Genomic DNA, 17,212 nt, shown 5'->3' on the forward strand with positions numbered 1-17,212 from the left:
TTAGGCAGCTCGTTCCAGCATACGAGCGGCATGCTGCCGAACGCGCTGGGCAATGACATTGTCTGGGGTTGGCTCCGGCTGCGGCGGCGAAGGCTGCGGCTCCGGAGCTGGATCAGGAAGTTTCGGAGCCGCCGCGAAAGCGCTCATGTCCCATTTCGCGGAAGCCTTCGGTTTATCACTGGCAATCTCGTTCGCCAGGCCAATTTCGACCGCTTCGGCCGCGGTAAACCATGTTTCCTTGGCCATAAGGTCGAGGAAATTGGAGATCTCGCCGCCACTCTTCGTTGCGTAGGTTTCGGCGATAGATCCGTCGACCTTTACCAGCAGGTCGGCCGTCGAGACGAGGTCGTCCGAATTGCCGACCGCTATCGTCCAGGCCTTATGGATCATCATAAACGACCCCGGCGCCATGACGACTTGCGAGGCCGAGGCAGCGATTACCGAGGCAGCCGACGCAGCGTAACCATCAACGTGGACGGTGATAGCGCCGGCGTGCTCGCGCATCGCTTGGCACATGGCAACCGCTGCGAAGACATCGCCGCCGGGTGAGTTGATCCGGATCGTCACGTCACCGCTGATGGCTGACAGCTTTTCGACGAAGGCAACCGGCGAAACCCCGCCGAACCATTCGGCCTCAAACTCATCGGCAACGATGATGTCGTAAATGTAGATCGTGTTGCCTTCTGCTCGGAAGGAACCGCGCTTGGCGTTCGACGCCAGGAGCGCGCGGAGCTTGTTCTTCATACTTGAGCTTCCTTCTGCTTTTCAGGTTTGGCTGGAGCCGGCATGACCGGCGCAAGGCTGTCGCTCCCCTTCTCCTTGTCCTTCTTCAGACGAAGGACTGATCGGACTTCGTTGACCGACATCATTTTCTCTTCGCCGGCGCGACCGAGAGCGATCCGCAGCGACTCGAACAGCGATCTGGTATCGGCGCGCTCAAGGTCCGTGGTGTCGAACTCGGCCACCCGCGAAGCGGTGCGGAACAGCTTTCGATTGAGCTCGTTCTGGAACTTGTTGAGGTGCTGCCGCAGCGTGAACCGGACAAACCCGACGGCCATTGCCTCGACACCTGAGCCCCAGGACGTCGTCTTCTCGTTGTGGCCGATCATGAAGGGCGGGACGCCGTAGATGCGGGCAACTTCCTCGATCTGAAACTGACGCTGCGCGATGAGCTCCATGTCTTTCATCGGCAGGGTTATGGTTTTGATGTCCAACCCGCCATGCAAGAGCATCGGGCGGTGTGAATTCGCCGTGCCTTGATGCTTTGCGTCGATTTCCCCTCGAAGGTCGGCAACGGCCTCCTTGCCGAGGGTATCCTTCGACACGAGCGCATAATCGGGCCGAGCCGAATTAGCGAAAAAGTTCGCCGCGAAATCCTGCATTGCGATCGAGGATGCCCCCGTCATGCGCAGCGCGTGGCGCAATGGCGAAAGCCCGCGAACGCCATCAAAGCCGAAGCCCGGAATGTGCAGCATGTCATCCTGGTCGATCACCAGCATGCCTTCGCTTGTCTTGCCGGCGATAGCTTCCGGCTCGACGGCGTAAACCAGGCGCGAGCCGTCAGGCCAGACGCCAACGGTCACTCGTTGAGGGTGAACCGGTGTCAGAGTTCCCGGTGTCCCGCCCGCCTTGCGGCCGATAACAGCGAACGCATCCCCGTGCAGCAACAACGACTGGCAGAGGAACTCCCATCCGCTCGCCGCCGTCCACCGTGGGCTCATCTGCTCATTGAAAACCCAATGCAGATCGTCGTTGTGGATCCTGTCGCGCTCGCCGTCCTCGACGTTGACCCGGTAGATGTTGACCGGCAAGGCAGCGATGGCGCCTGCGATGAGATTCACCGAGGCATAGATCGCCGAAACCGTGAGCGCCGTGCGCTCGGTCGGCGCCGGCAGCTTACCCATCCCTTCCACAAAATTGGTCCAGCTCGACGAATTGCGGGTAATCGCGGGCAACGGAACTTCAGCGGACTGCGCCAACACCGGCTCAACACGATCCACTGGCAATTGATTGGCATCGCGCCCGGCGACCCAGTCAGCGATACGGTCTCGCCATCTGCTCATAGGAACTCCAGGGACGGTTTGCTGATCGCCTTGGCGACAGGGTTTTGAAACATCAGCATCGCCGCGTTGTAGGTCGCCATCAGCGGATCGATCTTCGCCGCGCCGGAGGCTTCCTTGGTGACGATGTAATTGGAGCCTTTCAGCTCGGTTTTCGCGTTGCCGACCGTCCACGCCATCAGCGGCTGACCGCAATGCTGCATGGTCCGATCCTTCAGCTTACGCGGGAGCGTCGTAACTGCGGATTGGAGCTTCCACCCCTGCCCGACTGCCATAGTCAGGTCGCCGGCCATGCCGCGTTCTGCCAACGCATCTAGCAGGCTCGCGACGCCATATGCATCGAGACCAATGCCCGCTTTCTCCGGCAGCAATGCCGCCAAATGAAGCCGCTCGCAGATGTCGACAATCGCCGTAACGTCGTCGTCGACCTCTTTGCAGACCCAGAGATCTCCATCCTTCTCAAAGTCGAGAAGACGAGGCGCGATCTCCTTTCGGCGCTCAAAGACGTCAGTGTGTGCCCATGCCCGCGCCCAGTGCAGCCAGGTACGCGACTTGGCGTGGCGCCCGATCACAGCGATGGCCATCAAGTCGTCGAGGCCGCCGCCGTCGATCCCGACGACGCAGACATCGCATTCCTCGATGATAGTATCGAGCGTCAGGCCCTTCCGCGCGGCGTCAGACCAATACAGCGCGCCGGCCCAGCGATCAGCGTGCAGGCCTAGACCGACCTCGACGTTGAAGTGCTGCGAGGCAATCAGCGCCAGCTTTTCCGGCCCCTCGCGTTCCGCAGTCGCTATCTCACCAGCGAGGTAGTCCGCACTCACCGAGCGGTTGAGGTTCGGGTTAACGAGGCCCCAGGTTTCCTTGCGCTTCCACTTTCCGTCGACGGCGTCCTCTGGCGGCAGCTCGTAAAGCACGGCGAGCATAGGAAATTCGAATTTGCCGTCGCGCACGTCGCGCGCCTTCTGCAATTCCGCCTTGAACACGCCCGCCGGCGGCGTCTTCGACTGCGTCGTGATCTGAAGCAGAAAACCGTCCGGACGCGCTGCCAGCGAGCCGCGAATTTCGACAAAGATCTCAGCGGCTTTGGCGATCGACGCGAAAACGTGTGTTTCGTCGATCAGGATGTATGTGGCTTTGGAACCCGTGATGACGTCGGCAGCAGCCGCCTTCACGACGATAGCTGCCAGCGTGTTGAAGTGCGTGATCTTCTTCAGATGATCCTGCACGTGGAAAAGCTTCGACAGCTCGTCGTCAAGCCGGATGATGCCCGCAGCCTGCTTGAACGAGATGTCCGCGATGGCTTTCGTCGGCGCGATCAAAAGCAGTTCTGCTTCCGGCCGTTCGTTGAGTATCGCGGCCGTGACGATGATCGCTGCCGCGATCGACGACTTGCCGTTCTTTTTCGGAACGAGAAGAAAGAACTCGCGGAGCGCCCGGCGCTTCGTCTCCGGGTCGTAGCTACCAAAGACGACACGGACGAAGTCAAAGACCCAATCGTCGCAAGCCTCGCCATAGGTCGGGGTGCCGATGATATCCGGCACCCTCAGACGCTTGAAAATCCGAAGCGCCTTCTCGGCAACCACGTCGTAGAGCGGCAGATCCGGCACGAGCGGCAGGCGCTTGCGGATCCGATCTTTCCAATCCGGAACGGCTGTCGACCAGGCGGTAGCCGGCATCCATGCCGTATCCATCACTGCACCCTATGAACACCCGGCAGCAGATCGTTGCCCCAAGAGCTGCCTTCACCGGCGGTCTTGGCAGCGTCTTTCCGTGCCTCCTTCTTTCCGACTTCCGGCTCTTTCTCCGGCTTGCGATCGTCGCCGCGCAGGCGAGCGTCAATCAGCATCTGGTCTGAGCGCTCGATCATCTTGCCCAGCTCTTTGAGCGCGGCGACGTTGCCGGCGTTCGACTGCTCCATCGCGATCTCGAAACGCCGCGCATCGAGCCGGTCGCGCATCGCCGAGCGTTCTTGCAGCTCGGCTCTAAAATACCGCTTCAGCGTGGCCGGCGAGATGCCAACACCGTTTGCCATCCGCTCGATCGACCAACCAAGCGCCAGCAACAGCTTGATTTTGTTGCGATCTTTTTCGGTCGGCTGATAGGGAGGCCGCCCACGCTTGCCTTTCCAGTTCGGCACCAGCTGGCCGAACAGGTCAAAATCCTGATCCATCGGAAAAAAATCTCTGAATGAGGGGGACGCGGGTCTAGGCGGTGAGGCCCACTAGACTTTCGACCCACCCCCCTTGTCCCGGATAACGAACCCTGTGCAAATGCCGGTCGACAACCAATCGAACGACGAGGACCGACCGAATGAACCGCTCACAACTGGAGAGCATGCGCGACAGATACACTCGCCAGATGGGCGAAGCGCAATCGATGATCGAGTACATTCGGGAGCATCGGTTTGTCTTTAAGGATCAAAGTGACGACCGCTCTGATGAGGAGATCATGGCAGAGGACATCGCCTCGCATCAGCATTTGATTGATAAGTACGCCTTGTACATCAGGCGCCTTAACGAACGCCTTGCTGAAGGTTCATAGTCAAAACAACCGCGAACGCTCCTGCTTCTGCTTCAAGCGGTCATGGCATGGCTTGCAAAGGCACTGCAGGTTGTTCTCATCCCAGAACAGCCGCTCGTCGCCCTGATGGCGGATCTTGTGGTCAGCGACCAGTTGAGAGGTGTTAGCCTCAATGCGCCCGCATCCAACCATCTGGCACGTGAACAGATCACGCTTCAGCACCTGCATGCGCAGCTTCTGCCAACGCGCCGTCTTGTACCACTTGCGCCAGGTCACGTTGCGATCGCGCTCTGCGAGGCGAGCCGCTTCACCTTCCGGCCGAGCGATGCGCGAGCCCAGCGTCGTAAGCCTTGGCTTGAGTGTCGAGAGTCTGCCCATAACCCTTAAACGAAAAAGGCGACCTTTCGGCCGCCTGTAATCTGGTCATAGCAGTAGCACTTGCCCTGACTCGGTGCCTCGCTTCGGAGGCTGTGAGGGCGTGGGGCTGGTGATCGTTGGTCCCTGAGGCTGCTGCCTGCTCTGCCCTAGCTCCAGGCTAGGGGATCGGAGGGGTACGTCATCCGGCTCGTCCGTTGGCAGAATGACTCTCACACCTTCTTCAAATGCGCAAGAGGCAAGCTCTCAATGTCGAATACCTTGCCCTGCACGTCGATGCGAACGCTCGCCTTCGCCTCACGGCACCACCTGACGGCGGTAACGATACACCTGAAACCGGCGAATGGACCAAGCACGATATCGGCCTCAGTGCCCTGCCCGATGCTCTTGTCCGTCGCGACACGCAGCGGGTTTTTGCTCCTGAAAACAGCTACATCGCTATCCTTGATCACGTGATATCCGGCAGTGCCGCCAACGAAATCGAGAACATGTCTCAGGTTGCGGAGCGCAGAAAACGCTTCAGCGGATGGCACCAGGCGCACCAGCAGATAGCTCGCCAATCGCGGCACTTCGGTCTCGATCTTCTTGCCTGCGCGTACCGAAACGATCTTTTCACGCGGCACAAAGACCTCAACATTGGCCGACATCAGTGCGTTTTCCACATCGAATTCTTTGCCGCGCAAGATGTGGAGGCAGTACCAGCGGGCATTTTCGGGGTTCATTTCGGTCACTTTCATTGAGGCTGCCTTCAAATTCCTTGCTGTGATTCGCCGCATACGGTCCCTAAAACCGTCTCTCGATGCGGTTGCGATCGGCTGACCCTTCATTCCCCTATGCTGCATCATGGTCGCCCTGCCCTTCGCTGATGGTTGCCTTGAACGTCTCGATTGCCGTTTCGACGCCGCTGCCAGCCTCGATCGGCGGGAAGCAAATCCACTTGGCCTCGCCCATGCGCGGCCATGGCCAATCCATTCGCTCATAGAGCTGCCGATAGGCCTGCACCTCGGCTGAATCGACGTGGTAGCTCTTGAAGACTTCGCCCGCCTCGACGATGGCGCCGTCGATGACCTGTCCGCGAAACTGCTCTGCCGCCGCATACATCTCGCTCACCTTCGGCCAAGCCCAACGCTGGCGATGTTCACGGCGAACGCGATCGGCCATGGGACCGCCAGCCTTCACCGTCTGCTGGAGGAAGGGCGTCATCGCCGGCATGGGTGCATCGGGCTCAAGCAGGCGGCTTATCGCCAAGGCCTGCCACGCCTTGCTGAAAGGCTTGTGCACGCTCGGCGGGTTGACCGCAGCGGCCGCCACGGCACCAAGCCGCTGCCAGCGCTTTTCGTGCAGGTATTTGCCGGCGGCGACGGTGCCTTTCTTCGTCCGACCGAGCTGCTCGCGTGCCCGGAGATAGGCCGGCGTGAGTTCGATAGCGTCCTTGCGTTCGGCAGGCGTCAGCCGATACCAGGCCTTGCGGGCTTCCGTTTCGCTATCGTCGAGATTGGTCGGCCACGTCGGGAACCAACGCTTGAAGCCACGTTCGATCGACTGTCGGCTTTCAACCTTTTCGTCATCGCTCGCGCGCTCTCTCTCACTTCGTTCAGCAGGAGGCGTTAAACAAGAGTCGTTAATAGGTGCCGACCCAGGACCGGCAGGGGGTGCCGACTCTGGACCGGCAGGGGGTGCCGATATATCGGCAGGGGTGCCGGTATACCGGCAGGGGGGTGCGCCCTCGTCGTCGCCGGAAGTGGGAGCAAATTCCTCGTCGGAAACATCGCCGTCATTGTCCCATGATTGGAACGCCGTTTCCGGCGTCTCGCGATCGTAGATGACCCGATACCAATGCGCGCTGTCGCGGCCGCTGTCGCTGGCAACCACGCGCCGTTCCACAGCGCCGATCACGACAAGGCGATCGAGCGAGGCCTGCACCGTCGAGCGGGCACAGCCCATCTCCTCGGACATCTTGACCTGGCTGCGCCGGCACCATCCGTGCTTGCTACTGGTATGCCGTCCGAGAACGCAGAGAACCTGCAAGTCCCGCCCCTTGAGCCGCTGATCGGTGACCAGCCAGCCGGGGATAATCGATAGTCGCGCCGTGCTCACTCGCAGGCCCCCCATTCATTACATGATGTTCCAAAGTTTTCAGCTGCGGCGACGAAGGCGTCGTATTGGAGCCCTCCCCGCGACGTTTTCGACCACTCGACACGGGCGCGGATGCCGGTGCGCGATAGCGACCAGTCGTAGCTGTCGCTCTGCCAGCCATCGGCGAGCAGAGGGTCGTCGGTTACGTTGAAGAAGGTGGAATTTCCGCGTTTCGAAACGTCGGAAACCAGCGCCTCCCAATTCGCGAGCCTGTCCACGTGCTCCGGGAAGCGGGTGCCGATCAGGCGCATTTCCTCTTTGCGGCACATGACACAAGGAAAGCAGCCGACCCGCGTAAAGCCCAAGGCGTAGAGAGTGTTTCGAGGGATGCCGAACCGATCGGCGTACGCGAAGACATCTTCGACGCTCCAGCTCTCGATCGCTATCCGAGCAATCGGGGCATTCCAGAAATCGGAAAACAGAGCAGCGCCCTCATCAAGCTCCGCCCACATTTGTTCAAGCGTTTTGCCTCGCGGCGGTTTGGTCAGCCAGCGCACCCCGCTGTTGCAGAGCCGTGTGCAAGGCGGATGCGCAACGATCAGCAGATCCCACCCGTCATCCAGGAAATCGCGGGCGTCGCCGACGATGTGGCGGTTGCTACCATCCTCGCTCGGCAACAGGTCGCAGGACCACGCGTCATAGCCCCGAGCGCTGAATGCGTTACGAACGGTACCCGAGAACTCGCAGGCGACCAGAACGCGATAGTTTGCAGATGTGTTCATCATCAATTGGGCCTCTTGCGCGCGATCTCGACGAGCTGCAGGCGCGCGTACTCGCGCGAGACCCGCAAAGTGATGGGATGGCCGCCGTCATCGCAGCGGGTGCCGCAGAGCGCGGCGATCTCGGTGGCGAGGCACGTGAGGCCCGGCTGAAATCCCGCCCGCTGCAGCGCGGCGCGGATCGACATCTGGTCGCGCAGCAGCACGTCCAGCGGTGCGTTGAGGATCCAGCGAGCCCGAGCGGCATCATCGGTCGCGTCGAGCAGTTCCTCGACGATAGGAAGCGGCGCCGTCATTGTGCGACCGCCTTCCACGTACCGTCGCCGTCAGCGACGATCAGCCCGTCAGCGATGAAACCCCCAATCAGAGCCACGGCGACCGCACCGCGCACGGCGACGCCGCGACGAAAGGTGCCCATGTCGAATGCGCCCTGCCCGCGCACCCATGCGAGTGCCCGATCGCGCTCCTCGTCGAGGCGCTCGTCGAGCGTCTTGCGCGGCGTCTCGCGGGCGAACTCGTCGGGCTGCGGCTTGAAGGTCATGGGCGCGACATTGCCGCCCGCCCCCGGCACCAGCGGCGCGGCGTCCTCGTAGGCCTTCCAGTCCACGCGGATGATGCGCGGGAAGCCGTCGCCATAGGTGCCGTCGTCGTTCCGTTCCCAGACGAACCACGCCGTGTTCATCTGGCTCGACGCTTCCGGCCCGTCCCATCCGTCGCGGTGCATCATCGGCAGGCGGCGAGTGAAGAGGTAGACGCGCGAAGGCGGGTTTTCGTCCATGACGAAGACGCGGTTCGGATCATCGAACCCGGCCGCGAAATTCCAGTTGAGCAGCAGCGCCATCTTGCGCGGCTTGTGCTCGCGCAGCGCATGCGCTGGGAAAGAGTTCGCCAGCTCCGCATAGGGCGGATTGGTGACGATATCGACGCCGACGGAACCGCCTGCAACGGAAAGCAGGAAGTCGCCGACCTGCTGTAATTCGCCGTGCCGCGTTGCAACGCCCCGGTCGACGAGATCCGCGATCATCACCTCGTAACCGGCGTCTTCGAGCGGGCGCATGATCGCGCCCTTGCCGACTGCCGGCTCTTTCACAGTCGCCGAGAAGCTTTCGAGCGCCAGTAGCGTGCGCATGGCCTCGATCGGCGTCTGATAGAGCTGGTCGCCCTTGTCTTCCGCAGGAGCCGAGCGCGTGCCGATCGCGTGCGACAGGCTGCGGCGGCTTGGATCAAGCCCGGCCTCCAGCCGCGCGGCGATCACGCGATCGACGAAATCAGGCTGCTTGCGAACGGCATCGCGCAGCTTGCGTGCCTTGTGGAGTTGCAGCCGGTCGATCCCGACCTCTTCCATCGTGAAAATGTTTTCATTGGAAACATTTTTCGGACGGCCTTTTCCGGCGATCCGTCCGCCCGACTGCGCCTCGTCGACCGTGTCGGCCATGGCGACGTAGCACATGCTTTCGATCTTCAGCGCTTCCGCCTGCATCTGGCGAGCCTTCTCGATCAGCTCGCGCGAGGCCTTCACCTTTCCGGCATAGTTCACCGCCGCCTTCGCCTGCTCATACGCCCCGGTCGAAAGCAGAAGCGCCGCCCGCACGTCGCCGGCGCTCAAGAGCGCGCGAGCCGTCTTGATCGAGTCGACCAGCTCCGACGATCCCGCATCCGGCGCTACCCTGGTCGCGGGCACCGTGAAACCCACGCAAGGCGGCGAGACCGTCAACACATCGACCCCGCCGCCGTCGATGCCGATCGGCACGATGTCGGACGCCTGCGCATGGTTCCCGGAATGAATGGCGACCGCTCCGCCCCAATGGTTCACGAGTTCATCGGCGGGCCGGTCCACGCCCGATAGGCTGTATGCCAAGTCAGTCGGATACCAGATGCACGCGTCCTGCGGATTGCGGCGGAGCAATCCCCGGCCGTTCAGGTTCCGGCAGGTCTTCATGTCCCGCTCAGCGTCGACGACCAGGACGCCGGCTGCGAGCGCCCCCGACAGGAGTCGTTCCGCTTTCTCGCCTAAGTTCTTCGGGAGATTGCCGATCACAGCGCCCGCCTTTCCGACTGTTCGATGATTTCGCAGACCGCGCGCTCGTCGATGTCGAGCAGCGCGGCGATGGCAAACGTGTCGTGCCGGCCGTCGTGCCAAAGCTGCAGCACGCGCTCGATCAGGATCTGGCGAGCGAGAGAGGGCATCAGTCCCTCACGAGCCGCAGCGCTGCAGGCATTCCGCCCTGCGCCTTGACGACGGCCGCCATCGCGCGCAGGTCGGACATCGCCTTTTCGAGGGAAGCCGCGACACGGTCGACGCTGGCCGCTTCGGTCGGCGAGAAATGCCCGTCGGAGATCGCGACCGCGACGCAGTTCGCCAGCTCGCCGGAAAGGCGCATCACCTCGGCGTGTGCGGCAAGCACGTTGACCTCGGATTGCCGTTCGGCTTCCGGATCTGTCAGCCGGCGTCCGCTGGCTTCCGCCATCACGGCCGTGATCAGCGGTTGCCCGCAGTCCTGCTCCAACGCGCGAACGGCGCCGATCGGCATCAGGTCGGGGTCGTTCGGGTTGTTCCAGCGGCCAACATGGCTCTTGGAAAAACCGGTGATGCTCACGGCGCGCTCGATCCCGCCGCAACGTTCGATCAGGTCACGCTGCGCAGCTTTCACGCGGTAGAGGAAGGCGTTGGACATGGCTGTCTCCAGACAAGAAAAAGGCGTTCCCGCGCCGGGAAATCCGGTCGGGTTTTCCCGTTTTGGGAAAGGTGTCGAAGTGCGAAATTCAGGCCATCAGATCAGGGAGGGCCACATGGATACGCGGATGGAAAAAAGGAGGCAGGGACGCGCAGGTCAGTGGCGCGCCCCTGCCAGGTGGCAAGGCCATTCACCTTCAGGAGGAGGGCAGGTTTCAGTCCTTGCTTGGGGAACATCGTCATTCGGCGGCCTCGCGATGTGCGAGCAGGGACTGCAAACGTTCAGCCGAATGGAAATCCTCTGGGCGCAGGTCTACGCATTCGGTTTGAGCGTAGTAGAGCAGCTTGCGTTGATCCTTCGCCGGAATGAGACCGCCACAGCCCTCGCGTGCCGTCTCTGGATAAGTCCAGCGATAGACGCGCGAAACATGCTTCCCAACGATGCGCGAAACAGCCTTCGCACCGCCGAGAAATGTGATGACTGATTTTGCCGGTTCCATATCCATGGGCGAGATTTGCGATAATCGCGATTTCAAGTCAAGCGAGATTCGCGATATCCGCGATATCAATTTTCGCGTTTCTCGCGAAAATGGCCGCATGAAAGATCGGCGTCAGGAAATTCGGGATTGGCTGCAGGCGGAGCTTGACCGTAAGGGTTATGGCGCCAAGGGACAGCTGGCGAAGTTTCTCGGCCTGCGAAATGACGGCATTACCCGCATCCTGAACACTGCCCCCGGAAAGGAGATCCGGGAGGTGAAAGCCGACGAGCTAGTGAAGATGGGTGAATTTTTCGGCTCGACTCCGCCCGGTCTCACCGGCACGTTGACCCGCTCAGAAGCGCCAATTAACTCAGTAAAAGTCATTGGTCGCATCGCAGCGAACACGTGGATGGATGTTGACGAAATGGATTTTGGATTTGACGACATCGAAACTGTTCCGTCTGTCGGAGACTATCCGGCGGCCTGGCAGTTCGGGTTGCTCATATCCGGCAATTGCTTAAACAAGATCGCCAGCAACGGCGACCGATTGGTATGTCTTGACCTCGCGAAGGCCGGGCTAGATGCCCAACCTGACGATCTGGTCATCGTCGAACGCTCCAAATTCAGCGGCCAGATGATTGAGCGGACTGCAAAGCGCCTGCGCCAGTCCGCGAAGGGTTTCGAGCTTTGGCCCGAAAGCAACGACCCCGCTCATCAGGATCCAATCCCTTTGTACGAGGATGGCGACGACGACATCGAGCTTCGCATCGTCGGCAAGGTCCTCTGGATTCTGCGTAAGCCATAACGGCATCGACTAATTTTTAAAGCCGCATCGCGAAGTGATTCGCGATGCGGCTTTTTGTTGTCGCGATTATCGCGATTTCTAAGTTGACATGTTTTCGCGATTATCGCAAATTCTCCGCCGACCAAGACAATCTGGTCGTTCAAAGTTCGGAGAACACACCCCATGCAAAACCAGCTCGGCACCACCCCTGAAGCGATCACTCACTCGATGGCTGACGCCATGCGCATGACCGGCGACGGTTGCACTGAACGCGACCTGCTTCTGCGCGGCTTCACCCGCCAAGAGATCCTGAGGCACGGCGACGCCGCACGCGAAATGGCGCTCGCCAGCTCGTCGAGCAGCATCCGCGCGCGCGTCCACGCACGTCGCGCCGCCTGAGGCCGAACGCTTTCGGCGTCGGCCTTATGGCCGACATCGAAGGTGTTCCCTTCGCTGTCCTCAAACGGAGTCTCTGATCATGAATGAGCACTTCACCGGCCACAACAAGGCACGCCTTGATGCCGGCTACAGCCGCTTTCGGCTACTCTGCGTCACCCTTGCCATGACGGCCGCCTTGGCGATGTCGGCATTCCTCGCCGGCGACACGGCACTCAAGAAGGAATGGCAGTTTGCATCGGAGGCTCGCGTCTGATGGGCCACTACCCCCTTGACGGCGCCATCCCCGCCGAAGCGATCGTTCACCGCCTTTGGGAGCAGGGCGCGACCTTGCACGACATGTCGCTGCGCTTCGCAGTGCCACTCCCCTCCATAGAGCGCTATCTGCGCCTGCGCCTGCCTCGCTGGATTGGCGTGCAGCAGCGTGCCGCCGCGCCCGACGATCGCCGCATCGTCCACACCGTCCGCTGCATCGAGCGTGGCGCCTACCAGGTGATGCACGTGTCTCTTCCCCGTATCTCGATGCACGTGAAGGCGATCGAGGCGCAGGACAAGGGCGCTGACTGGAGGGTTGCGGCATGAGCATCACCCTCTGGAAACCGGAAACGGACGTCATTCTGCACCAGGCACTAGGCAAGTGCGCCGAGGAATGCGCAGAGCTTTCTCAGGCCTTGGCCCGCTGCCTCATCCAAGGCTTCCACGAAGCGGAACCGGTCACGCACAAGCCGAACCGGACGCACCTCTTAGAAGAGGTCGCCGACCTCAAGGCGGCTCTGCGCTGGCTTTTCGACGTTCTGGACGAGCCGTTCAAAGGCGAACCCGAACGGGAGCGCCGCAAGTTCGACGGCTTCAAGCACTGGCAGAAAATGCTGGAGCGCGACCAGGCCGCCCGTGCGGAGGCGAGCCAATGACGGCCGGTTTGCACCCCTTCCGCATCCATTTCCACGACCCGGATCTGTCGCCGATCGACATCGACGCCACCGACGCCAAAGCGGCACGCGACATCGCGGCCGAGCGCCGCAGCGTCTCGCCGGCCGCTATCCGCAAGGCAAAAGTCATCAGGGACAACGCCAATGGCTGACGGCAGCGAGGCCAAGCCATGAACATGGACTTCGCCAAAAAAACATATCTCGACGCGCGTCACCTGCTCGGCCTTGCCAGCGACGAGTGGTGCGAGTCCTATGAGATCGAGAGCGGCCGTCCCGAGATCTGCGCCAAGGAAGCAATGACCGGCGAGGTGGAGCCGATAGCCCTCCTACTGCCGGCCTGCGGCTACGAAGATCGTCGAATCATGACGCACGCGCCGACTTACATGCGTGCGATGGATTTCCTGCTGCAGCACGCGTTTCGCGAGATCCGCGAGCTGCGCCAGAAACTCGGCGCGAAAGCGCCGGAGCCTAAGCAGTACGCCGCCGAATGCGCCATGAAGTGCGGCGAGCCGGCCTTCCTAAAGTTCCTTGAGGAAAGCCACGGCCTCCAGCGCCCCCTGACGAAGGATCGCGCCGCGACGAAGGTCCGCTCTATTCTCAACATCAAGTCCCGCCGCGAACTGGATAGCGACCAGAACGCCGCAGCCCGTTGGCGCAGCCTGGTCAACGCCTTCGACGCATGGAGGCGGCACGGATGATGATGAGCCGCCGCGAGGAGATCCGCGAGAAGATCATGGCGAGGGTCGTCGTCGACCCTGTAACCGGCTGCTGGATCTGGCAAGGCCCGACATCGGGAAAATCCGGTCGAGGCAAGGACTACCCGCGCATGTCGCTGAGCGGCCAGACGGTCGCCGTGCACCTGGTCATGTGGACCAATGAGCACGGCTACATTCCGGGCAAGAAACAGATCGACCACAAATGTCGCAACCGCCTTTGCGTCAATCCGGACCCAGAACATACGGAGCTGGTGACGCACAAGCAGAACCAGAAGCGCCGCGACCAGGCACGCGCCGCCGCAATGATCGGCCACAACGGCGGCCCGCCGCTCGAATGCGAGGAGATCACCCAATGAGCCGAGAAATGACGGCCGTCGACACGCGCGCTCGCCGCTCCGCCATGCTTCCTCCGAGCCTGCCGCCCTTCGGCGTCACACGCGAACAGGCGGCGGGCTTGCTAAGCATCAGCGCTTCCCTCTTTGACAGCGCTGTCGAAGCTGGCACCATGCCACAACCGAGAGTGCTCGGCGGGCGTAACATTTGGGATGTCGACGAGCTTTGGGCGAGCTTCCGAGCACTCCCGCACAAGGGCGGCATGAGCCGAGATCCCGACGAGCTGCGACCACAAGGGAACGCTTTCGACAATGCCAAAAAGGCTTGATGACAAACTGCCGAAGGGCGTGAGCCTCGATCGCGACTGGCGCACCAGGGAAGCCCGCTACTATTTTCGCGCACCAGGTCGCAAGAAAGTGCGACTCAAGGAGACGCCGGGAACAGACGAGTTTGACAAAGAGGTAGCCTGCGCCCGCCTTGGGATACCCTACGCGCCCGAAGGCACCGAGCCAGCGGCTGCCGTGGCGACGTTGAAGCGAGATCCCGCCGAAGGCACCGTCGATTGGCTTTATGCGGAGTACAAGCGCCGAGCCACCATCAGCGCCGGCGTTATGGCTCGTCGCGCCACCATCCTGGAAGCGGTCTGCGACTACAAATTCGGAACAGCTCGTTGCGGCGACTTGCCCTATGCTGACATGCGCAAGCGCCATGTCGTCGAGATCCGCGACGCGATCCGGGACAAGCCCGGCTCCCGCAACGACGTGAAGAAGGCGATTTCGGCTCTATTCGCGTGGGCGGTCGAATGCGACCTCGCCCAGATGAACCCGGCAGCAAAAATCAAGCTGCTGCACTCCGGCGACGGCTTCCATACCTGGACGGTCGAAGAGGTGCGCCAATATGAAGCCAAGCACCCTGCCGGATCAAAGGCCCGGCTGATGTTGCACCTCGCGCTCTACACCGGGCTGCGGCTCGACAGCCTCTCAATCGTCGGCCGCCAGCACGTGCGCGACGGACAGTTGACGATTCGACCTGAGAAGACACGCAAGTCGAGCGGCGTCATCGTCGATATTCCCGTACTGCCCGAGTTGCAGAAGACGGTCGACGAATGTCCGACCGGAAACCTGACCTTCCTCGTCACCGAGTTCGGCAAACCATTCACAACGAACGGTCTCGGCAACAAGATGCGGGACTGGTGCGATCAAGCCGGGTTGTTCCATTGCACCACTCACGGCCTGCGGAAAGCCGGTGCGACGATCGCCGCCGAGAACGGCGCGACGGACGAGGAACTGATGGCAATTTTCGGCTGGACGACGAAGAACCAGACGACGACCTACACGAAGAAAGCGCGCCGCAAACAGATGGCCGCAGGCGCCATGCACAAGCTCGTGCCAGAACAAAAGTAGGCCGCATTTTGTCCCACACATTTCGCGGTGCGAAAATGTGGGGCAAAAACAGCCAAAAAGAACAACAAAAACAATAGCTGTCTGGTGTAGGTGGTGCCCCATGCCGGGGTCGAACCAGCACTCCTTTCGGAACTCGATTTTGAGTCGAGCGCGTCTACCAATTCCGCCAATGGGGCTCAGGGAAGTGCGATATCAGCGGCTCGGGTTTACACTGAGGATTTCGCCGTGGTCAACCATCATTTTCAGGATGCACGACCAACAATCACGAAAGCGTGCGGGCAGGTCGCGGCCGCCGCGATTTACAGCGCGTACGATCCTGCCTAAGAAGGCGCCATCCAGTTTGCACTGCGGCATGCGTCGGTTTCGAGCTGCCGCCCGCGAGGTATAGATGATCGACGCCGACACCCAATCCCGCCAGCATCTGCTGATCGCAGTTATCGTAACGCTCGGCATGGCGGCGACCGTGGGCGGGGCGCTCGGCTTCGAGCATGTCGGCGGCTATATCCCCTGCGCGCTCTGCCTGTTGCAGCGCGATCCCTACTACTACGGCATCCCGGTCGGTGTTCTGGCAATCGCCACGAGCGCGTTCAGACTGCCGGCGTGGACGACACGCACGCTGCTTCTCATCGTCGGCATCCTGATGCTGGTCGGCGCCGGCATGGGCGTCTACCATTCGGGCGCGGAATGGGGCTTCTGGGAAGGCCCGTCCACCTGCGCCACGACCGCGCAAGGGATTTCGTCCAATGTCGGCGACCTGCTCGGCGACCTCGATTCCAAGCATGGCCCGTCCTGCACCGAAGCCTCCTTGCGGGTGCTTGGGCTCTCCTTTGCCGGATGGAACGTGATCGCCAGCCTCATCCTTGCAGCGATCGCCCTGCGCGGCGCGGCAAAGGCGCGCTGATCCAGATCACTCTCGAGAAACAGGCACGGCGTCGCGTGAACGCCCCGACAAGGGTTCGCGAGCGCACGTACCTCTCCTGATCCCGCTTTCGCGGCCTGATCCGGCAAGAAGGCACGAACAGCGTCAGGGCTGCAGTTCGACGTCCCAGTAGAGATAGTCCATCCAGCTTTCATGCAGATGGTTCGGCGGGAAGAGCCGGCCGTTGTTGTGCAGGTCCTGAACCGTCGGCTGATAGGGCCGCTGGTGCGGGAACATGCCGGCCTGCTTCGGCAGCTTGCTGCCCTTGCGCAGATTGCAGGGCGAGCAGGCTGCGACGACATTGTCCCAGGTCGTCTGGCCGCCGTGAGCGCGGGGCACCACGTGATCGAAGGTGAGATCGTCGGGCGAACCGCAATACTGGCATTCGAATTTGTCGCGCAGGAACACGTTGAACCGGGTGAAGGCCGGGTGGCGTGAGGGCTGCACGTAGCTCTTGAGGCAAACAACGCTCGGCAGTCGCATCGAGAAGCTCGGAGACGACACCGAATGTTCGTACTCGGCAAGGATATTTACACGGTCAAGGAAGACGGCCTTGATCGCGTCCTGCCAGGACCAAAGCGACAAGGGGTAGTAACTCAGCGGCCTATAGTCAGCGTTCAAGACGAGCGCCGGCAAGGCCTGTGGTGAGACTGCAATCGTCAAGCGTATTCTCCTGATCGATTCGGCATCTGCACCTTCTATATTAGGCCCGTTGCAACAGGATTGTGAAGCCGGAAACAAAAATGCGTGCGCTGGATTCGCTTTT

At 61.5% G+C, this 17,212-nt stretch carries 26 protein-coding genes and 1 tRNA gene; 12 read left to right on the forward strand and 15 right to left on the reverse strand.

All coding sequences use genetic code 11. The features are described from left to right. From IB267_RS26970 to IB267_RS26985, 4 genes are read right to left on the reverse strand one after another with little or no spacing between them, the layout of a single operon-like run. Positions 1–744, reverse strand: a complete 744-nt coding sequence (locus IB267_RS26970; RefSeq protein WP_192450612.1) for a head maturation protease, ClpP-related — start codon at positions 742–744, stop codon at positions 1–3. Further along, entirely contained in the window at positions 741–2,063 is a 1,323-nt protein-coding gene (locus tag IB267_RS26975; RefSeq protein WP_192450613.1) for a phage portal protein, read from the reverse strand. Before IB267_RS26975 ends, IB267_RS26970 begins: the two co-directional genes overlap by 4 nt. Continuing rightward, positions 2,060–3,754 carry a terminase large subunit domain-containing protein gene (locus tag IB267_RS26980; RefSeq protein WP_192450614.1) on the reverse strand — a complete coding sequence of 565 codons (1,695 nt, stop codon included), beginning with the start codon at positions 3,752–3,754 and terminating at the stop codon, positions 2,060–2,062. Before IB267_RS26980 ends, IB267_RS26975 begins: the two co-directional genes overlap by 4 nt. Continuing rightward, positions 3,754–4,233 (reverse strand): helix-turn-helix transcriptional regulator, encoded by a 480-nt coding sequence (locus IB267_RS26985; RefSeq protein WP_192450615.1) that lies wholly within the window; start codon positions 4,231–4,233, stop codon positions 3,754–3,756. Before IB267_RS26985 ends, IB267_RS26980 begins: the two co-directional genes overlap by 1 nt. A 140-nt stretch (positions 4,234–4,373) precedes the next feature. Here IB267_RS26985 and IB267_RS26990 point away from each other — a divergent pair, with 140 nt between their 5' ends. After that, a complete protein-coding gene (locus IB267_RS26990; protein ID WP_192450616.1) occupies positions 4,374–4,604 on the forward strand; it encodes a hypothetical protein in 231 nt (76 codons plus the stop codon). Here the strand turns inward: IB267_RS26990 and IB267_RS26995 are convergent, their stop codons facing one another. The 9 genes from IB267_RS26995 to IB267_RS27035 form a co-directional block, all read right to left on the reverse strand. Continuing rightward, positions 4,605–4,961 carry an HNH endonuclease gene (locus tag IB267_RS26995; protein ID WP_192450617.1) on the reverse strand — a complete coding sequence of 119 codons (357 nt, stop codon included), beginning with the start codon at positions 4,959–4,961 and terminating at the stop codon, positions 4,605–4,607. It abuts the gene before it with no gap. Between the two features lie 209 nt (positions 4,962–5,170). Then, on the reverse strand, positions 5,171–5,695 hold the full coding sequence (locus tag IB267_RS27000) for a transcription termination/antitermination protein NusG (protein ID WP_246810867.1): 525 nt from the start codon (positions 5,693–5,695) through the stop codon (positions 5,171–5,173). Between the two features lie 94 nt (positions 5,696–5,789). Further along, positions 5,790–7,055 (reverse strand): helix-turn-helix domain-containing protein, encoded by a 1,266-nt coding sequence (locus IB267_RS27005; RefSeq protein ID WP_192450618.1) that lies wholly within the window; start codon positions 7,053–7,055, stop codon positions 5,790–5,792. Continuing rightward, positions 7,052–7,819: a phosphoadenosine phosphosulfate reductase family protein gene (locus IB267_RS27010; protein ID WP_192450619.1), complete on the reverse strand. Its 768-nt coding sequence runs from the start codon at positions 7,817–7,819 to the stop codon at positions 7,052–7,054. Before IB267_RS27010 ends, IB267_RS27005 begins: the two co-directional genes overlap by 4 nt. Further along, positions 7,819–8,109, reverse strand: coding sequence for a hypothetical protein (locus IB267_RS27015; protein ID WP_192450620.1), 291 nt, complete (start codon positions 8,107–8,109; stop codon positions 7,819–7,821). Before IB267_RS27015 ends, IB267_RS27010 begins: the two co-directional genes overlap by 1 nt. Further along, positions 8,106–9,851, reverse strand: a complete 1,746-nt coding sequence (locus IB267_RS27020; protein WP_192450621.1) for a hypothetical protein — start codon at positions 9,849–9,851, stop codon at positions 8,106–8,108. Before IB267_RS27020 ends, IB267_RS27015 begins: the two co-directional genes overlap by 4 nt. Then, the gene (locus IB267_RS27025) at positions 9,848–10,000 is read right to left on the reverse strand and encodes a hypothetical protein (RefSeq protein WP_192450622.1); all 153 of its coding nucleotides are present in this window, start codon (positions 9,998–10,000) and stop codon (positions 9,848–9,850) included. Before IB267_RS27025 ends, IB267_RS27020 begins: the two co-directional genes overlap by 4 nt. Continuing rightward, positions 10,000–10,488 carry a hypothetical protein gene (locus IB267_RS27030; RefSeq protein ID WP_192450623.1) on the reverse strand — a complete coding sequence of 163 codons (489 nt, stop codon included), beginning with the start codon at positions 10,486–10,488 and terminating at the stop codon, positions 10,000–10,002. The genes IB267_RS27025 and IB267_RS27030 overlap by 1 nt, the downstream gene beginning before the upstream one ends. A 238-nt stretch (positions 10,489–10,726) precedes the next feature. Next, a complete protein-coding gene (locus IB267_RS27035) occupies positions 10,727–10,993 on the reverse strand; it encodes a hypothetical protein (RefSeq protein ID WP_192450624.1) in 267 nt (88 codons plus the stop codon). Here IB267_RS27035 and IB267_RS27040 point away from each other — a divergent pair. The 10 genes from IB267_RS27040 to IB267_RS27085 all read left to right on the forward strand — a co-directional run bounded on the left by IB267_RS27040 (position 10,965) and on the right by IB267_RS27085 (position 15,527). Continuing rightward, entirely contained in the window at positions 10,965–11,771 is an 807-nt protein-coding gene (locus tag IB267_RS27040; protein WP_192450625.1) for a LexA family transcriptional regulator, read from the forward strand. The genes IB267_RS27035 and IB267_RS27040 overlap by 29 nt on opposite strands. Positions 11,772–11,933: 162 nt before the next feature. Continuing rightward, positions 11,934–12,149 (forward strand): hypothetical protein, encoded by a 216-nt coding sequence (locus tag IB267_RS27045; protein ID WP_192450626.1) that lies wholly within the window; start codon positions 11,934–11,936, stop codon positions 12,147–12,149. 79 nt (positions 12,150–12,228) lie between these two features. Further along, positions 12,229–12,402, forward strand: a complete 174-nt coding sequence (locus tag IB267_RS27050) for a hypothetical protein (protein WP_192450627.1) — start codon at positions 12,229–12,231, stop codon at positions 12,400–12,402. Then, the gene (locus IB267_RS27055; protein WP_192450628.1) at positions 12,402–12,728 is read left to right on the forward strand and encodes a hypothetical protein; all 327 of its coding nucleotides are present in this window, start codon (positions 12,402–12,404) and stop codon (positions 12,726–12,728) included. The genes IB267_RS27050 and IB267_RS27055 overlap by 1 nt, the downstream gene beginning before the upstream one ends. Beyond that, the gene (locus tag IB267_RS27060; RefSeq protein WP_192450629.1) at positions 12,725–13,057 is read left to right on the forward strand and encodes a hypothetical protein; all 333 of its coding nucleotides are present in this window, start codon (positions 12,725–12,727) and stop codon (positions 13,055–13,057) included. The genes IB267_RS27055 and IB267_RS27060 overlap by 4 nt, the downstream gene beginning before the upstream one ends. Beyond that, complete coding sequence (locus IB267_RS27065) at positions 13,054–13,227, forward strand: hypothetical protein (protein WP_192450630.1); 174 nt, start codon at positions 13,054–13,056, stop codon at positions 13,225–13,227. Before IB267_RS27060 ends, IB267_RS27065 begins: the two co-directional genes overlap by 4 nt. 18 nt (positions 13,228–13,245) lie before the next feature. Further along, complete coding sequence (locus tag IB267_RS33550; RefSeq protein ID WP_246810868.1) at positions 13,246–13,773, forward strand: hypothetical protein; 528 nt, start codon at positions 13,246–13,248, stop codon at positions 13,771–13,773. Then, the gene (locus IB267_RS27075) at positions 13,773–14,147 is read left to right on the forward strand and encodes an HNH endonuclease signature motif containing protein (protein ID WP_192450876.1); all 375 of its coding nucleotides are present in this window, start codon (positions 13,773–13,775) and stop codon (positions 14,145–14,147) included. Before IB267_RS33550 ends, IB267_RS27075 begins: the two co-directional genes overlap by 1 nt. Then, positions 14,144–14,452: a hypothetical protein gene (locus IB267_RS27080; protein ID WP_246810869.1), complete on the forward strand. Its 309-nt coding sequence runs from the start codon at positions 14,144–14,146 to the stop codon at positions 14,450–14,452. Before IB267_RS27075 ends, IB267_RS27080 begins: the two co-directional genes overlap by 4 nt. After that, entirely contained in the window at positions 14,436–15,527 is a 1,092-nt protein-coding gene (locus IB267_RS27085; RefSeq protein ID WP_192450631.1) for a tyrosine-type recombinase/integrase, read from the forward strand. Before IB267_RS27080 ends, IB267_RS27085 begins: the two co-directional genes overlap by 17 nt. A 91-nt stretch (positions 15,528–15,618) precedes the next feature. Here IB267_RS27085 and IB267_RS27090 read toward each other — a convergent pair. Continuing rightward, positions 15,619–15,703 (reverse strand) — tRNA-Leu (locus IB267_RS27090). Positions 15,704–15,915: 212 nt separating this feature from the next. Here IB267_RS27090 and IB267_RS27095 point away from each other — a divergent pair. Continuing rightward, entirely contained in the window at positions 15,916–16,428 is a 513-nt protein-coding gene (locus tag IB267_RS27095) for a disulfide bond formation protein B (RefSeq protein ID WP_192450632.1), read from the forward strand. 123 nt (positions 16,429–16,551) lie between these two features. Here the strand turns inward: IB267_RS27095 and IB267_RS27100 are convergent, their stop codons facing one another. Then, on the reverse strand, positions 16,552–17,109 hold the full coding sequence (locus IB267_RS27100; protein WP_043623031.1) for an HNH endonuclease: 558 nt from the start codon (positions 17,107–17,109) through the stop codon (positions 16,552–16,554). Positions 17,110–17,212: the final 103 nt, after the last annotated feature.

It is taken from the genome of Ensifer sp. ENS09, assembly GCF_014852425.1.
Lineage (GTDB): Bacteria > Pseudomonadota > Alphaproteobacteria > Rhizobiales > Rhizobiaceae > Ensifer.

What these genes read in the sequence shown, in the direction of transcription:
- IB267_RS27080 (WP_246810869.1), top strand. Translation starts at nt 14,144, where the DNA reads ATGAGCCGAGAAATGACGGCCGTCGACACGCGCGCTCGCCGCTCCGCC.
- IB267_RS27055 (WP_192450628.1), top strand. Translation starts at nt 12,402, where the DNA reads ATGGGCCACTACCCCCTTGACGGCGCCATCCCCGCCGAAGCGATCGTT.
- IB267_RS27045 (WP_192450626.1), top strand. Translation starts at nt 11,934, where the DNA reads ATGCAAAACCAGCTCGGCACCACCCCTGAAGCGATCACTCACTCGATG.
- IB267_RS27065 (WP_192450630.1), top strand. Translation starts at nt 13,054, where the DNA reads ATGACGGCCGGTTTGCACCCCTTCCGCATCCATTTCCACGACCCGGAT.
- IB267_RS27095 (WP_192450632.1), top strand. Translation starts at nt 15,916, where the DNA reads ATGATCGACGCCGACACCCAATCCCGCCAGCATCTGCTGATCGCAGTT.
- IB267_RS27040 (WP_192450625.1), top strand. Translation starts at nt 10,965, where the DNA reads ATGACTGATTTTGCCGGTTCCATATCCATGGGCGAGATTTGCGATAAT.
- IB267_RS26980 (WP_192450614.1), bottom strand. Translation starts at nt 3,754, where the DNA reads ATGGATACGGCATGGATGCCGGCTACCGCCTGGTCGACAGCCGTTCCG.
- IB267_RS33550 (WP_246810868.1), top strand. Translation starts at nt 13,246, where the DNA reads ATGAACATGGACTTCGCCAAAAAAACATATCTCGACGCGCGTCACCTG.
- IB267_RS27075 (WP_192450876.1), top strand. Translation starts at nt 13,773, where the DNA reads ATGATGAGCCGCCGCGAGGAGATCCGCGAGAAGATCATGGCGAGGGTC.
- IB267_RS27050 (WP_192450627.1), top strand. Translation starts at nt 12,229, where the DNA reads ATGAATGAGCACTTCACCGGCCACAACAAGGCACGCCTTGATGCCGGC.
- IB267_RS27010 (WP_192450619.1), bottom strand. Translation starts at nt 7,819, where the DNA reads ATGATGAACACATCTGCAAACTATCGCGTTCTGGTCGCCTGCGAGTTC.
- IB267_RS26995 (WP_192450617.1), bottom strand. Translation starts at nt 4,961, where the DNA reads ATGGGCAGACTCTCGACACTCAAGCCAAGGCTTACGACGCTGGGCTCG.
- IB267_RS26975 (WP_192450613.1), bottom strand. Translation starts at nt 2,063, where the DNA reads ATGAGCAGATGGCGAGACCGTATCGCTGACTGGGTCGCCGGGCGCGAT.
- IB267_RS27000 (WP_246810867.1), bottom strand. Translation starts at nt 5,695, where the DNA reads ATGAAAGTGACCGAAATGAACCCCGAAAATGCCCGCTGGTACTGCCTC.
- IB267_RS26970 (WP_192450612.1), bottom strand. Translation starts at nt 744, where the DNA reads ATGAAGAACAAGCTCCGCGCGCTCCTGGCGTCGAACGCCAAGCGCGGT.
- IB267_RS27030 (WP_192450623.1), bottom strand. Translation starts at nt 10,488, where the DNA reads ATGTCCAACGCCTTCCTCTACCGCGTGAAAGCTGCGCAGCGTGACCTG.
- IB267_RS27035 (WP_192450624.1), bottom strand. Translation starts at nt 10,993, where the DNA reads ATGGATATGGAACCGGCAAAATCAGTCATCACATTTCTCGGCGGTGCG.
- IB267_RS27060 (WP_192450629.1), top strand. Translation starts at nt 12,725, where the DNA reads ATGAGCATCACCCTCTGGAAACCGGAAACGGACGTCATTCTGCACCAG.
- IB267_RS26985 (WP_192450615.1), bottom strand. Translation starts at nt 4,233, where the DNA reads ATGGATCAGGATTTTGACCTGTTCGGCCAGCTGGTGCCGAACTGGAAA.
- IB267_RS26990 (WP_192450616.1), top strand. Translation starts at nt 4,374, where the DNA reads ATGAACCGCTCACAACTGGAGAGCATGCGCGACAGATACACTCGCCAG.
- IB267_RS27025 (WP_192450622.1), bottom strand. Translation starts at nt 10,000, where the DNA reads ATGCCCTCTCTCGCTCGCCAGATCCTGATCGAGCGCGTGCTGCAGCTT.
- IB267_RS27085 (WP_192450631.1), top strand. Translation starts at nt 14,436, where the DNA reads ATGCCAAAAAGGCTTGATGACAAACTGCCGAAGGGCGTGAGCCTCGAT.
- IB267_RS27015 (WP_192450620.1), bottom strand. Translation starts at nt 8,109, where the DNA reads ATGACGGCGCCGCTTCCTATCGTCGAGGAACTGCTCGACGCGACCGAT.